Below are 12705 nucleotides of genomic sequence, written 5' to 3'. Positions count from 1 at the left end.
ATCGCAGGCAAGGAAACCAAAATGGCCACCGCACCCGTGCTAAACCAGACCGCCACTGGCAAGATCAGCCAGATCATCGGCGCCGTCGTCGACGTCACCTTCGAAGGTGAACTGCCGGCAATCCTCACCGCGCTCGAGACCGAGAACAACGGCCAGAAGCTGGTTCTCGAAGTCGCGCAGCACCTTGGCGAGAACACCGTCCGCACCATCGCCATGGACGGCACCGATGGCCTCACCCGCGGTCAGCCCGTCGCCAACACCGGCAAGCAGATCTCGGTCCCCGTCGGTCCGAAGACCCTCGGCCGCATCATGAACGTCGTCGGCGACCCGATCGACGAGCGTGGCCCCGTCGGTTCGGACATGTTCGCCCCGATCCACGCCAAGGCTCCCGAATTCGTCGACCAGTCGACCGAAGCGGCGATCCTGGTCACCGGCATCAAGGTCATCGACCTTCTCGCGCCTTACGCCAAGGGCGGCAAGATCGGCCTGTTCGGCGGCGCCGGCGTCGGCAAGACGGTTCTCATCCAGGAACTGATCAACAACATCGCCAAGGGCCACGGCGGCGTCTCGGTCTTCGCGGGCGTCGGTGAACGTACCCGTGAAGGCAACGACCTCTACCACGAGTTCCTCGACGCCGGCGTTATCGCCAAGGACGCCGAAGGCAACGCCACCTCGGACGGTTCGAAGGTTGCCCTCGTTTTCGGCCAGATGAACGAACCCCCGGGCGCCCGTGCCCGCGTCGCGCTCTCGGGCCTGACCATGGCCGAGTACTTCCGCGACCAGGAAGGCCAGGACGTCCTGTTCTTCGTCGACAACATCTTCCGCTTCACCCAGGCGGGCGCGGAAGTGTCGGCTCTGCTCGGCCGTATTCCTTCGGCCGTGGGCTATCAGCCGACCCTGTCGACCGACATGGGCGCGCTGCAGGAACGCATCACCTCGACCACCAAGGGCTCGATCACCTCGGTCCAGGCGATCTACGTCCCCGCGGACGACCTTACCGACCCGGCGCCGGCCGCCTCGTTCGCCCACTTGGACGCAACGACCACGCTGAACCGCGCCATCTCGGAACTGGGCATCTACCCGGCCGTCGACCCGCTCGACTCGACCTCGCGCGTTCTTGAGCCCCGCGTCGTCGGTGCCGAGCACTACGAGACCGCCCGCAAGGTCCAGGAAACCCTGCAGAAGTACAAGTCGCTTCAGGACATCATCGCGATCCTGGGCATGGACGAGCTTTCGGAAGAAGATAAGCTCACCGTCGCCCGCGCCCGCAAGATCCAGAAGTTCCTGTCGCAGCCGTTCCACGTGGCCGAAGTCTTCACCGGCATTTCGGGCAAGTTCGTGCAGCTCGAAGACACCGTGAAGTCGTTCAAGGCCGTCGTCGAAGGCGAATACGACCACCTTCCGGAAGCAGCCTTCTACATGGTCGGCGGCATCGAGGAAGTGGTCGCCAAGGCCAAGAAGCTGGCCGAAGAGGCGTAAGCGATCATGGCTCTGCTCTTCGAACTCGTCACGCCGGCGAAGCTCGTCCGCTCGGAAAGCGTCCACATGGTGGTCGTCCCCGGCACCGAAGGCGAGTTCGGCGTGCTGGAGGGCCACGCGCCCTTCATGTCGACCGTCGCTGACGGCGCCATCAAGGTCTACAAGACCGAGAGCGGCATGCCGGAAGAGATCCGCATCACCGGCGGTTTCGCCGAAGTGGGCGAAAAGGGCCTGACCTTGCTGGCCGAGCACGTCGAAGGCTGATCTCGCAGCAGGCCGCATGGCTTTGAAAGGGGGCGTCGCCGGGCAACCGCGGCGCCCCTTTTTGCATTTATCGCTTTGGTAACCACTGCATGCCTAGGAATACTCGCAAATCTGCGAGATCCTCATGACAAGCATGCCGCTGACGTCGCACTTCCCGCGATCGACCACTATCCCTGCACGATCCCTTGTGTCGCGTCTGTGCGCAAGCCGCACCGCGCAGTTTCTTGTCATCCTGGCACTGGCCGTGGCGTTCCGGTTTCCCGCTTACGGCGAATGGAACTACGCCATCGACGACCAGTACTACGCCCTCGTAGGCCACCGCCTGCTCGACGGCGACTTGCTCTATGTCGACATCTGGGACCGCAAGGGCCCTGCCCTCTATCTGACCTTTTCGCTGATCGGGCTGATCTCGCGCTCGGCGATCGCCTATCAGCTTGTCGCCACCCTGGTTGCCGCGATGGGCGGTTACGGCGTCAATCGCATTGCCAGACGGCTCGCCCCCGCACAGTGGGCGCTGCTGTCCGGCGTCGTCTACATCGCCCTGCTCAATCGCTTCGAGGGTGACAACGCCGAGGCCGGCGTGTTCTTCAACACCTGGCTGATCGCGGCAGCGGCGCTGATCGTCTCGCGCCTCGATCGCCTGAGCCGGGGCCACATCGACCGCGCCGTCGTTGCCGCCTTTGCCTGCGCCGGGATCGCGATCGCCTACAAGCAGTCCACCGCGATCGAAGGCGCCTGCTTCGGCCTGTTTGTCATCGTCATGCTTCTTCGCGGCGGCTGCAAACCGCTCTCCGTGCTCTGGAAGGCCGCTCCGCTTGCGCTTGCAGGAGCGCTGCCCATGCTGCTGACCGGGCTGTTCTATTTTGCCCGCGGTCATTTCCCCGAGATGTGGACCGCGCTTGTCGAATCCAATCTGGCGCGCGGCTATGCCGACCCCGGCATCCGCTTCAAGGGCCAACTGGTCATGATCGGCATGCTTGGCATCCCGCTGGTCTTTGGCGGCATCGGCCTGCACCGCTTCGTCACCGAGGCGCGAACCTGCGGCGAACCGCAGCGACGCGAGGTTCTGGCGTTCGTCTGCCTCTGGCTCGCCGCCGCGCTGTTCGGGCTTGCCACCTTCCCCAACATCTACGTCCATTACGCCCAGTCGACCCTGGCGCCTTTCGCCATCCTTTGCGCGGGCTACTTCATCCATCGCCGCAGCCCCTGGCTCGGCATCGCCGCCCTGGTCGGCGTGAGCCTTGCGCTCTCCGGCACCTTCCACCTCAAGGACCGCTGGCAGGCCCGCTCGGCAGCGCGCGAGATGGTGGACTACATCCTTGAGCAGACCCCACGGCGCGACATCTTCGTCTGGGGCAATCCGAACTTCCTCTACGCCGTGGTCGGCACCCGTCCGCCCAGCGTGCTCGCTTTTGCCCCGCACATGTACGAGGGCCGCGAATGGACCGGCATCGACGAGGTTGCAGCCTTGCGCCAGGTGCTTGCCGGCCGCCCCTCCACCGTGATCTCGCAGTTCCCGATCCAGGCCGCGCCGCTCAACATGACGAACGTCCGGCAGGTCGAGCGTTATGTCCGCGCCTGCAAGCGCCAGCGCAAGTTCACCATCTACGATCACAACGGCCCGCAAGTGCAGACCGTGTTCAGCGGCTGCGGACGATAGCCCCAAAATCCCGGCGCGAGCCGGTGCGGCATTAGGAAGTTATCAAAGTTTCAACCTTAATCCTCTGCATATTCGCACAGGTTCCCGGGGAAACCCGGGCAATCGTGGCGCTGGAAAGGTTTAGTGAGACATGACGGCATTCGGGCGACGTAACGGCATCGGAGGGATGGGCCAGGGCGCGCGTCCCGCGTTCGGCGTGGCCAAGCCGCTGAAGAGCGGCGCCGGCGAAAAGGCCCCTGCCCCCGGCTCTTCGCCGCTTCCCGGCGGCGACCAGTTCCCGCCGGTCCCGGGCATGGACGGCCCCTCCTCCGCCCCGCAGAACCTGCGCGACGACGCGATGTCGCGCCTGGCCGAGCGTTCCAACGCGGTGCACTCGGGCGAGTCGGAACAGGGCGGCTTCGAAGCCTCGATCCACAAGATCAAGGAACAGGTGCTTCCCCGCCTGCTCGAACGCGTCGACCCCGAGGCCGCCGCCACGCTGACCAAGGACGAGCTTTCCGAGGAATTCCGCCCGATCATCATCGAGGTGCTGGCCGAACTGAAGATCACCTTCAACCGCCGCGAACAGTTCGCGCTGGAGAAGGTGCTGATCGACGAACTGCTCGGCTTCGGCCCGCTGGAGGAGCTGCTGAACGACCCCGACGTGTCGGACATCATGGTCAACGGCCCCAACCAGACCTACATCGAGAAGAAGGGCAAGCTCCAGCTCGCCCCCACCAAGTTCCGCGACGAGCAGCACCTGTTCCAGATCGCCCAGCGCATCGTCAACCAGGTCGGCCGCCGCGTCGACCAGACCACGCCGCTGGCCGACGCCCGCCTCAAGGACGGCAGCCGCGTCAACGTCATCGTGCCGCCGCTCAGCTTGCGCGGCACCGCGATCTCGATCCGCAAATTCTCCGAAAAGCCGATCACCATCGACATGCTCAAGGACTTCGGCTCGATGAGCGAGAAGATGGCGACCGCGCTCAAGATCGCCGGTGCCTGCCGCATGAACATCGTCATCTCCGGCGGTACGGGTTCGGGCAAGACGACGATGCTCAACGCCCTGTCCAAGATGATCGATCCGGGCGAGCGCGTGCTGACCATCGAGGACGCCGCCGAACTGCGCCTGCAGCAGCCGCACTGGCTGCCGCTGGAAACCCGCCCGCCGAACCTTGAAGGGCAAGGCGCGATCACCATCGGCGACCTCGTCAAGAACGCGCTGCGCATGCGTCCTGACCGCATCATCCTGGGCGAAATCCGCGGCGCCGAGTGTTTCGACCTGCTCGCCGCCATGAACACCGGCCACGACGGTTCGATGTGCACGCTCCACGCCAACTCCCCGCGCGAGTGCCTTGGCCGTATGGAGAACATGATCCTGATGGGCGACATCAAGATCCCCAAGGAAGCCATCAGCCGCCAGATCGCCGAGTCGGTGGACATCATCGTGCAGGTGAAGCGCCTGCGCGACGGTTCGCGCCGCACCACCAACATCACCGAAGTGATCGGCATGGAAGGCGACGTCATCGTCACCCAGGAACTCTTCAAGTTCGAGTATCTGGACGAGACCGACGACGGCAAGATCATCGGCGAATTCCGCCCCTCGGGCCTGCGTCCCTATACGCTGGAGAAGGCTCGCCAGTTCGGGTTCGATCAGGCCTATCTCGAAGCCTGCCTCTGAGCACGGCCCCTTCACGTTTCACACCCGGTTGACACGCAAGCGGGTGTGAAACGCCGTAAACTTGTGAAGTCGGGCTCGCCGGATGCGGCAAGACGGTCGAGCTGCGAGAGATAGGCCAGAAGCGCGCAATTGTCGGCCTTTCGCTCGGTCGCGACATGGCGGCCACGGTACATCCGCACCTTGAGCACGCCGTAAAGCGCCCGCCCCGCCCGCTCCTCCAGTGTGACCTTCCGTTTTGGGCGCCTGTCACCTTGCGCCGAGGCGCCTGTCACCTTGTCCCACGCCGCCGCAAAGCTGCCCGCCCCCGGCCGGCGCCGCAGCCGATAGGCGGTCTCGCGCGTCATGCCCGCGCGCGCCGCGGCTTCGCGGACCGAGCCGGTCTCCGCCAGCGCGCCAAGGAAGGCCGCCTGCCGGGCCGCAGTCCAGCCATCGGCGCGGGCGCGCAAGGGCACGGGCGAGAAAGCGGGAACCCGCAGATGGCGGGGTTTGCTGCGGAGCGAAGGGCGTTGCATCCGCAAGGTTAGGACAGATTTGCCCGCTGTAGGAAAGCGCGCTTATCCCAGCGCGCGGGCAATCAGCGAGGCGGCAAGCGTCAGCATCGTCGCGCCGACCACGGCGTCCAGCACCCGCCACGCCGCCGGGCGGGCGAACAGCGGGATCAACAGCCGCGCGCCGTAGCCCAGCGCCGAGAACCACAGCACGCTGGCGCTGGCGGCACCGGCCACAAACACCGGCCGCAAGGCCAGCGGCTGGGTCGCACCTGCCGCGCCCATCAGCAGGACCGTGTCGATGTAGACATGCGGATTGAGGAACGTGAAGCCCGCGGTTGCCGCCAGCGCACGGCCAAGCGTGACGGTCCCGCCGCCCGTGACGTCCACCGAACCCGGCGCGGCCATGCGGCGAAGCGCGGCCACGCCGTACCAGCCCAGAAATGCGGCCCCGCCCAGCGAAAGCGCCCTCGTCAATTGCGGCAGGGCGGCAAGGAATGCTCCCACCCCGGCGACGCCCGCCGCGATCAGGATCGAATCCGCCGCCGCGCAGAACAGCACGATCGCGCCGACATGCTCGCGCCGTAGCCCCTGCCGCAGCACGAAGAGGTTCTGGGCCCCGATGGCGACGATCAGCGCCGCCGACAGCGCGAAGCCGGAAAGATAGGCGGTGCCGGTCATCGTCGTGCCAGGCCCTTGCGGGCAGCCGAGGACCCGGCACGCAGGCCGGACCACAGCGAAACCAGCGAGGCGCAGACCACACCGAGTGCAAGGCAGAGGGGGAAAATGATCGTGTCCATGAGCGCAGCGTCTACCGCCCCGCATCGGAACAATAAAACTTGATCGCCTAAGGCCGATGAAGCATTGCTTCATCATGCTCGATTATCCGGCTCTGGCGGCGGTTTCCGCGGTGGTGCGCGAAGGCTCGTTCGAACGGGCCGCCGACGCGCTTGGCATCACGCCCTCGGCGGTGTCGCAGCGCGTGCGCGGCCTCGAGGAACGGCTGGGCACGGTGCTGGTCGTGCGCGCCCAGCCTTGCGAACCGACCGAGACCGGCCGCGCCCTCTGCGCCCATTTCGATCAGGTGCGGCTGCTGGAGGCCGACCTTGCCCCGCACCTCACCCCCCAGCTGCGCAAGGGCGAAGCGCCGCTGACGCTGAAGGTCGCGGTCAATTCAGACAGCCTGACCACGTGGTTTCCCGATGCCGCCGCCTTGTTCGTGGAAACCAGCGGCACCCTGCTCGACCTCATCGTCGATGACGAGGCGCATACCGCAGACCGCCTGCGCTCGGGCGAAGTGGCCGCCGTCATCACCTCCGACCCGGAACCGATCCAGGGCTGCTCGACGATCGAACTCGGCGCCCTGCGTTACCGCGCCTGTGCCTCGCCGGAATTCTTTGCGCGCCATTTTGCCGAGGGCGTCGATGCGCGTTCGCTGGCCGCCGCCCCGACCTTGCGCTACGACCGCCGCGACGCGGTGCAGGCCCGCTGGGCGGCCGAATTCCACGCAGTAAAGCTCTCGGCGCCGACGCACTGGGTGCCCTCCACGCAAGGCTTCCTCGATTTCACGGCAAGAGGCATCGGCTGGGGCATGCACCCCGAACCGCTTGCGCTGCCGCATATCGCCTCGGGCCAGCTCAAGGAACTGCCGCCGGGCGAAGCGCTCGAAGTCAGCCTCTACTGGACCGTCACGCGGCTTCAGGCAGGGGCGCTGCGCGCCCTGACCGATGCCGTGCGCAAGGCCTCCGGCGCCGTGCTGCAAAAGCCGCGCAGCCAGCGGTCGGCCTCGACCTAGCGCGAAAACCAGTCCTTGGCGGAAATGCCCAGCAGCAGCACCGCCCCCATCAGGCCGATGAAGAACAGCGCCGTCCAGGGCATGAAGCCGACCCGGTCGAGATCGCGGCGCTTCATGCGGCGATGGTCGCCGATCCAGGCGGCGGCAGCCACAAACGCGCAGACAAGGCCCGCGATGGCCATGACAAGGTCGGTGTCGATCATGGCGCAGCCCCTTGCCTCGTCGTGACAGGAAGATAAAGCCCTCCCTCGTGAACGCATCGCCCGCCATGCCCGCCCGGACCGCCACGCCGTCACGCGATCGCCCGATGCTCGCCATCGGCTTGCGCCTGCTGGCGATGGTCATGCTCTCGACGATGTTCATGCTGATCCGGCTGGCCGGGCAGAACGGCGTCTCGGCGCCGGAAATGGTGTTCTGGCGCCAGGCCATGGCGGTGCCGCTGATCGCCGGCTGCCTGCTCGCGACCGGGCGTATCGGCGTGCTCAAGACGCAGCGCCTGCGCAATCACGCGATGCGCGCGACCACCGGCACCGTGGGCCTCGTGTGCAACGTCACCGCCGCGATGCTGCTGCCCCTGCCCGTGGGCACGACGCTGGGCTTCACCGCGCCGCTGTTTGCCGTGCTGATCACCGCGCTGGTGCTGCGCGAACATGTCGGGCCGTGGCGCTGGACGGCGGTGGTGCTGGGCTTCGTGGGCGTGCTGCTGATCACCCGGCCGGGCGAACAGGCGGTGCCGCTGGCCGGTCTTGCGGCAGGGCTTGGCGCCGGCGTGGTCGTCTCGATCGTCAGTTTCCAGATCCGCGACCTTGCCCGCACCGAGGCGCCGATCGCCTGCGTGTTCTGGTTCTCGTTCTTCGGCGCCCTTCTCGCCGCCGTGCTGCTGCCGTTCTACGGCCAGTTCCATGCGCCGCATGTCTGGGCGCTGCTGGTCGCGGTGGGGCTGGCGGGCACGCTGGCGCAATTGCTGATCACCGCCGCCCTGCGCTACGGCGCGGTGGCGAGCGTGGTGGTGATGGATTACAGCGCCCTGATCTGGGCGACCCTCTACGAATTGACGATCTTCGGCGCCTTGCCACCCTCATCGATCTGGGCGGGCGCGCCGCTGATCATCCTGGCCGGGCTCATCATCACCTGGCGCGAACACACCCTGTCCAAGCGCATCGCCCCGACGTCCGCGCTCGACGAAGGCGCGACCGAAGAGATCGCCGCCTGAATTTCCTCGAGGGAACCTGCTCCGCCATCACGCGTTGCTCTGAGCGATCCCGGCCATGCGCCGGAAGAGCCTGAAAGGAACGCACTATGGTCAGGAAAATCGTACTCGCCCTCGTGGCCGGCGGCATCGTGATGTCGGCCTCGGCCTGCAACACGGTCAAGGGCGCGGGCCGTGACATCGAATCGGTGGGTCAGGCCGGCGACGACGCGATCCACAAGTAATACCAACCTGCGTTGGGCTTGGCTCATTGCAGGTTGGTCAAGCCCGCGCGGCGCCTGAGCGTGCCTAGCTGCTGATGCGTCAGCATCACTGCAGCCTGGTATAATCCGGGCGGCAGCGCCTCTCCTCTTTCGCTATTCTTCGCCTTCGCCTAGCGGCAGAAGGTCCCGGCCAATCGTGGCCGCGGAGCGATAAGGGTAGCGAAAAGATGGTGAGGAAGCTGGTCCTGGTTGCCGTGAGCACCGGTCTCGTGCTGGGCCTGGCTGCCTGCAACACCGTACGCGGTGTCGGGCAGGACCTGGAATCGGCGGCGAACTCGGTCGACCGCGCGATGTGAGAAACACGGCCTGCCGGGTCATCCCGGCAGGCCGTTCCCGTGTTTCAGCTGTCTGAGACGTGCGCCGCCACCATGGCGCGGGCGCGCTGCCAGAGCACCAACCGGCTCACCAGCACCACGCCCAGGGCAAAGCCCAGCATTCCGTCGGTCACCAGCAAGGCGGTTGCCGCCGGATGCCCGGCCCCGATCGCCATGCCGCCCGGCAGCACCAGCTTGCGCGCCATCACGACGCCGACGATCAGCATCAGCGCAAGCGGCGACTGGCGCACCATCACGCGGGCATCCTCGCCCTCACCCTCGACATGAAGCCGCATCAGGCGTGAACGCTGCATGCCGATGGCGCCGCCGACCACGAAACCCGCGGCGAGGCTGGCCCACCCCAGCGGCGATGGCATCATCGCGCTGAGCGCAAAGCAGACCACTGCCGTCACGATCAGCGGCATGATCCACAGGAGGGGGAGCCGGAGCGGGCGGGCCTTTTCAAGATTGCGGAAACGCCAGAGCATCACCGCACCGAAAATCGCCAGCGGCACCCATGCCGCCATGCCGTTACCGGATCCCCCCATATGCCTCAGCTGCCTCCGAACTCGCTCAGCGCAGGCGTGCCCGGCTCACCCGGGGTGTCCTGCCATACCAGCACAGGCTTGCGCGCGGCGAGCGTTTCGTCAAGCCGGCGGCGCGGCGCGAAGTGCGGCGCGCTGTGCAGGCTCTGGTCGCCGTCCTTGGCGCGCTGGGCAAGGCTGCGCAGCGAAGCGATGAAGCGGTCGAGGCCCGCCTTGCTTTCGGTCTCGGTCGGCTCGACCAGCATCGCGCCCTTGACCACCAGCGGGAAGTAGACCGTCATCGGGTGGAAACCCTCGTCGATCAGGCCCTTGGCGATGTCGAGCGTGGAGAAGCCCTCGGCGAGCCCGGCATCGCTGAACAGCGCCTCGTGCATGCACGGGCCGCTCTTGGCGAAAGGCGCCGGCAGCAGGTCCTCGCACGAACGCAGGACGTAGTTGGCGTTGAGCACCGCATCCTCGGCAACCTGACGCAGACCGTCCGCGCCGTGGCTGAGGATATAGGTCAGCGCGCGGGTGAACATGCCCATCTGGCCATGGAAGGCGACCATGCGGCCGAAGGCCTGATCGTGACCCTCGCCCCGGTTCTCTTCCTCGACGAGGTGGATGCGGCCATCGTCCCCGCGGCTGACGAAGGGCAGCGGCGCGAAGGGCGCCAGCGCTTCGGACAGCACGACCGGACCCGCACCGGGACCGCCGCCGCCGTGGGGCGTCGAGAAGGTCTTGTGCAGGTTGATGTGCATGGCATCGACGCCGAGGTCGCCTGGGCGCACCTTGCCGACGATGGCGTTGAAGTTCGCGCCGTCGCAGTAGACGTAGCCGCCGGCGGCGTGAACCGCGTCGCCAATTGCCTTCATCTCCGGCTCGAACAGGCCGCAGGTGTTGGGGTTGGTGATCATCACGCCGGCCACGTTGGGCCCGAGCTTCGCCTTGAGCGCCTCGACATCGACGCGGCCTTCCGGGGTCGCCGGGATCGACTGCACCTTGAAGCCCGCAAAAGCCGCGGTTGCCGGGTTGGTGCCGTGGGCACTTTCCGGCACCAGCACCACGTCGCGCTTCTCACCGCGCGCATCGAGCGCGGCGCGGATGCAGAGCAACCCGCACAGCTCGCCGTGCGCGCCTGCCTTGGGGCTCATCGCCACCGAGGCCATGCCGGTGAGCGTGATCAGCCAGTCGGCCAGCTGCTCGATCACTTCCAGCGCGCCCTCGACCGTCTTCTGCGGCTGGAGCGGGTGAACGTCGGCAAAGCCCGGCAGGCGAGCCATCTTCTCGTTCAGGCGCGGGTTGTGCTTCATCGTGCACGAACCGAGCGGGAACGGCCCGAGGTCGATCGCGTAGTTCTGGCGCGACAGGCGGGTGTAGTGGCGCACCGCTTCCGGCTCGGTGAGGCCCGGAAGCGCCGGGGCCGCCTTGCGCAGGAACTTCGCAAGACCCGAGGCAACGGGGCGCGTCGGGGTGTCGAGATCGACACCGCACTTGGCCGAGGAACCGAGTTCGAAGCTGAGCGCCTCTTCCAGCATCAGGCCATAGTCGCCCGAGGCGGTCTTGAAGACAGCGCCCTCACCGGCTTCGCCCATCTGGGGGCGCCAGCCGCTTGCGTTTACCGCGTTCATGCCAGCACTCCTTCAAGCTCACGGGCAAAGGTTTCGATATCCTCGTCGGTCACGGTCTCGGTCGCCGTCACCAGCAGGCCGTTGTGCAGATCGCAGTCCTCGGGGAACAGGCGGCCGAGCGAGACGCCGCCCAGCACTTTGCGGTCGGCAAGGTCCCGCACGACTTCGCGGGCGTCACGCGGCAGCACCACGGTCGCCTCGTTGAAGTAGGCCTGGTTCAGCACCGTCACGCCCGGCACCTTGGCCAGACGCTCGATCAGCGCCTGCGCCTTGTCGTGGTTCACGGCGGCCAGCTGGGCCAGGCCCTCACCGCCCAGCAGGGTCAGGTGAATGCTGAAAGCCAGCGCGCAAAGCCCTGAATTCGTGCAGATGTTGCTGGTCGCCTTCTCGCGGCGGATATGCTGTTCGCGGGTCGAGAGCGTCAGCACGAAGCCGCGCTTGCCCTCGGCGTCCACGGTCTGGCCGCAGAGACGGCCCGGCATCTGGCGCACGAACTTCTCGCGGCAGCCGAACAGGCCCAGGTACGGACCGCCGAACTGCAGGCCGACGCCCAGCGACTGGCCCTCGCCCACGACGATGTCGGCACCCAGCGCGCCCGGCGCCTCGATCATGCCCAGCGCCACCGGCTCGGTGACGACGGCGATCAGCAGCGCGCCCTTGGCATGCGCGGCCTCGGCAATCGCGGCGAGATCGGGAATGCGGCCCATGACGTCGGGATACTGGACAACGACGCAGGAGGTCTTGTCGTCGATCGCGGCGATCACGGCGGCGTCATCGGCCTCGGCCACCAGTTCGGGCTTGAGGCTGACGATCTCGTCCTCGGTGAACTTGGCCATCGTGCGCACGACTTCGGCGTAGTGCGGGTGCAGACCGCTGGACAGCACGGCCCGGACCTTGCGGGTCACGCGGCTGGCCATCAGGATCGCTTCCCAGCACGCGGTCGAACCGTCGTACATCGAGGCATTGGCGATGTCGGTGCCGAACAGGCGCGCGACCTGGGTCTGGAACTCGAACAGCACCTGCAGCGTGCCCTGCGCGATTTCCGGCTGGTAGGGCGTGTAGGCGGTGAGGAACTCGCCGCGCTGGATCAGGTGATCGACCGAGGCCGGAACATGGTGGCGGTAGGCGCCCGCACCGATGAAGAACGGCGCCGTGCCGGCCGAGAGGTTCTTGGCCGCGAGGCTCGCCATGTGGCGCTCGACCGCCATTTCGCTGGCGTGGGCAGGCAGGCCTGCGATCGGGCCGGACAGGCGGGCTTCGGCGGGCACATCGACGAAGAGATCGTCGACGCTGGCGGCGCCGATGACGCCGAGCATCTCGGCACGGTCGGCCGGAGTCAGGGGAAGGTAGCGCATGGGGTTTCCTGGTCAGAAATCTCGAGGATCCTCACCTGCAAGGAGAGGTGCCTGAGGAAAGG

The 12705-nt window shown here is 66.9% G+C and carries 15 protein-coding genes; 8 read left to right on the top strand and 7 right to left on the bottom strand.

All coding sequences use genetic code 11. From position 1 onward, the window contains the following. The first annotated feature begins 21 nt into the window (after positions 1-21). The 4 genes from atpD (at position 22) to DM450_RS06075 (ending at position 5063) form a co-directional block, all read left to right on the top strand. A complete protein-coding gene (atpD, locus tag DM450_RS06090) occupies positions 22-1479 on the top strand; it encodes a F0F1 ATP synthase subunit beta (RefSeq protein ID WP_142633317.1) in 1458 nt (485 codons plus the stop codon). 6 nt (positions 1480-1485) lie between these two features. Beyond that, positions 1486-1743 (top strand): ATP synthase F1 subunit epsilon, encoded by a 258-nt coding sequence (locus DM450_RS06085; protein WP_142633314.1) that lies wholly within the window; start codon positions 1486-1488, stop codon positions 1741-1743. A 124-nt stretch (positions 1744-1867) separates the two neighbouring features. Next, positions 1868-3403, top strand: a complete 1536-nt coding sequence (locus tag DM450_RS06080) for a hypothetical protein (RefSeq protein WP_260610237.1) — start codon at positions 1868-1870, stop codon at positions 3401-3403. A gap of 130 nt (positions 3404-3533) precedes the next feature. Then, positions 3534-5063, top strand: coding sequence for a CpaF family protein (locus DM450_RS06075; protein WP_142633312.1), 1530 nt, complete (start codon positions 3534-3536; stop codon positions 5061-5063). A gap of 11 nt (positions 5064-5074) precedes the next feature. Here the strand turns inward: DM450_RS06075 and DM450_RS25735 are convergent, their stop codons facing one another. From DM450_RS25735 to DM450_RS26160, 3 genes are read right to left on the bottom strand one after another with little or no spacing between them, the layout of a single operon-like run. Continuing rightward, the gene (locus tag DM450_RS25735) at positions 5075-5575 is read right to left on the bottom strand and encodes a hypothetical protein (RefSeq protein ID WP_185928723.1); all 501 of its coding nucleotides are present in this window, start codon (positions 5573-5575) and stop codon (positions 5075-5077) included. A 42-nt stretch (positions 5576-5617) separates the two neighbouring features. Continuing rightward, positions 5618-6232 (bottom strand): LysE/ArgO family amino acid transporter, encoded by a 615-nt coding sequence (locus DM450_RS06065; RefSeq protein ID WP_142633308.1) that lies wholly within the window; start codon positions 6230-6232, stop codon positions 5618-5620. Continuing rightward, a complete protein-coding gene (locus tag DM450_RS26160; protein WP_260610235.1) occupies positions 6229-6351 on the bottom strand; it encodes a hypothetical protein in 123 nt (40 codons plus the stop codon). The genes DM450_RS06065 and DM450_RS26160 overlap by 4 nt, the downstream gene beginning before the upstream one ends. 56 nt (positions 6352-6407) lie before the next feature. Here DM450_RS26160 and DM450_RS06060 point away from each other — a divergent pair, with 56 nt between their 5' ends. Further along, positions 6408-7346 carry a LysR family transcriptional regulator ArgP gene (locus DM450_RS06060; RefSeq protein WP_305082433.1) on the top strand — a complete coding sequence of 313 codons (939 nt, stop codon included), beginning with the start codon at positions 6408-6410 and terminating at the stop codon, positions 7344-7346. Here the strand turns inward: DM450_RS06060 and DM450_RS06055 are convergent. Beyond that, positions 7343-7549 (bottom strand): hypothetical protein, encoded by a 207-nt coding sequence (locus tag DM450_RS06055; protein WP_142633306.1) that lies wholly within the window; start codon positions 7547-7549, stop codon positions 7343-7345. The two genes, DM450_RS06060 and DM450_RS06055, sit on opposite strands and share 4 nt — an antisense overlap. A 47-nt stretch (positions 7550-7596) precedes the next feature. Between DM450_RS06055 and DM450_RS06050 the strand changes: the two genes are divergently transcribed. The 3 genes from DM450_RS06050 to DM450_RS06040 all read left to right on the top strand — a co-directional run bounded on the left by DM450_RS06050 (position 7597) and on the right by DM450_RS06040 (position 9115). Next, positions 7597-8559 (top strand): DMT family transporter, encoded by a 963-nt coding sequence (locus DM450_RS06050; RefSeq protein WP_260610234.1) that lies wholly within the window; start codon positions 7597-7599, stop codon positions 8557-8559. 86 nt (positions 8560-8645) lie between these two features. After that, positions 8646-8780 carry an entericidin A/B family lipoprotein gene (locus DM450_RS06045; RefSeq protein WP_142633304.1) on the top strand — a complete coding sequence of 45 codons (135 nt, stop codon included), beginning with the start codon at positions 8646-8648 and terminating at the stop codon, positions 8778-8780. A gap of 206 nt (positions 8781-8986) precedes the next feature. Continuing rightward, complete coding sequence (locus tag DM450_RS06040; protein ID WP_142633302.1) at positions 8987-9115, top strand: entericidin A/B family lipoprotein; 129 nt, start codon at positions 8987-8989, stop codon at positions 9113-9115. A 44-nt stretch (positions 9116-9159) separates the two neighbouring features. Here DM450_RS06040 and DM450_RS06035 read toward each other — a convergent pair whose 3' ends face one another. Genes DM450_RS06035 through gcvPA form a run of 3 tightly spaced genes read right to left on the bottom strand, consistent with a single transcriptional unit; the run spans position 9160 to position 12643 of the window. Then, on the bottom strand, positions 9160-9681 hold the full coding sequence (locus DM450_RS06035; protein ID WP_142633300.1) for a CcdC protein domain-containing protein: 522 nt from the start codon (positions 9679-9681) through the stop codon (positions 9160-9162). 5 nt (positions 9682-9686) lie between these two features. Further along, positions 9687-11288, bottom strand: a complete 1602-nt coding sequence (gene gcvPB / locus DM450_RS06030) for an aminomethyl-transferring glycine dehydrogenase subunit GcvPB (protein WP_142633298.1) — start codon at positions 11286-11288, stop codon at positions 9687-9689. Then, a complete protein-coding gene (gcvPA, locus tag DM450_RS06025; RefSeq protein ID WP_142633296.1) occupies positions 11285-12643 on the bottom strand; it encodes an aminomethyl-transferring glycine dehydrogenase subunit GcvPA in 1359 nt (452 codons plus the stop codon). Before gcvPA ends, gcvPB begins: the two co-directional genes overlap by 4 nt. Positions 12644-12705 lie beyond the last annotated feature (62 nt).

Source organism: Sphingomonas sp. IC081, from assembly GCF_006874585.1.
In the GTDB taxonomy this organism is placed as follows: domain Bacteria; phylum Pseudomonadota; class Alphaproteobacteria; order Sphingomonadales; family Sphingomonadaceae; genus Novosphingobium.
Note: the sequence above shows the minus strand (reverse complement) of the source record. Positions and strands in the feature narration are given on the sequence as shown.

Bases quoted from the DNA above. Each gene is read 5' to 3' on its own strand.
- DM450_RS06065 (WP_142633308.1), bottom strand. From the start codon at position 6,232: ATGACCGGCACCGCCTATCTTTCCGGCTTCGCGCTGTCGGCGGCGCTG.
- DM450_RS06075 (WP_142633312.1), top strand. From the start codon at position 3,534: ATGACGGCATTCGGGCGACGTAACGGCATCGGAGGGATGGGCCAGGGC.
- DM450_RS06045 (WP_142633304.1), top strand. From the start codon at position 8,646: ATGGTCAGGAAAATCGTACTCGCCCTCGTGGCCGGCGGCATCGTGATG.
- DM450_RS26160 (WP_260610235.1), bottom strand. From the start codon at position 6,351: ATGGACACGATCATTTTCCCCCTCTGCCTTGCACTCGGTGTGGTCTGC.
- atpD (WP_142633317.1), top strand. From the start codon at position 22: ATGGCCACCGCACCCGTGCTAAACCAGACCGCCACTGGCAAGATCAGC.
- gcvPB (WP_142633298.1), bottom strand. From the start codon at position 11,288: ATGAACGCGGTAAACGCAAGCGGCTGGCGCCCCCAGATGGGCGAAGCC.
- gcvPA (WP_142633296.1), bottom strand. From the start codon at position 12,643: ATGCGCTACCTTCCCCTGACTCCGGCCGACCGTGCCGAGATGCTCGGC.
- DM450_RS06060 (WP_305082433.1), top strand. From the start codon at position 6,408: ATGAAGCATTGCTTCATCATGCTCGATTATCCGGCTCTGGCGGCGGTT.
- DM450_RS06035 (WP_142633300.1), bottom strand. From the start codon at position 9,681: ATGGGGGGATCCGGTAACGGCATGGCGGCATGGGTGCCGCTGGCGATT.
- DM450_RS06085 (WP_142633314.1), top strand. From the start codon at position 1,486: ATGGCTCTGCTCTTCGAACTCGTCACGCCGGCGAAGCTCGTCCGCTCG.
- DM450_RS06040 (WP_142633302.1), top strand. From the start codon at position 8,987: ATGGTGAGGAAGCTGGTCCTGGTTGCCGTGAGCACCGGTCTCGTGCTG.
- DM450_RS06080 (WP_260610237.1), top strand. From the start codon at position 1,868: ATGACAAGCATGCCGCTGACGTCGCACTTCCCGCGATCGACCACTATC.
- DM450_RS06055 (WP_142633306.1), bottom strand. From the start codon at position 7,549: ATGATCGACACCGACCTTGTCATGGCCATCGCGGGCCTTGTCTGCGCG.
- DM450_RS25735 (WP_185928723.1), bottom strand. From the start codon at position 5,575: ATGCAACGCCCTTCGCTCCGCAGCAAACCCCGCCATCTGCGGGTTCCC.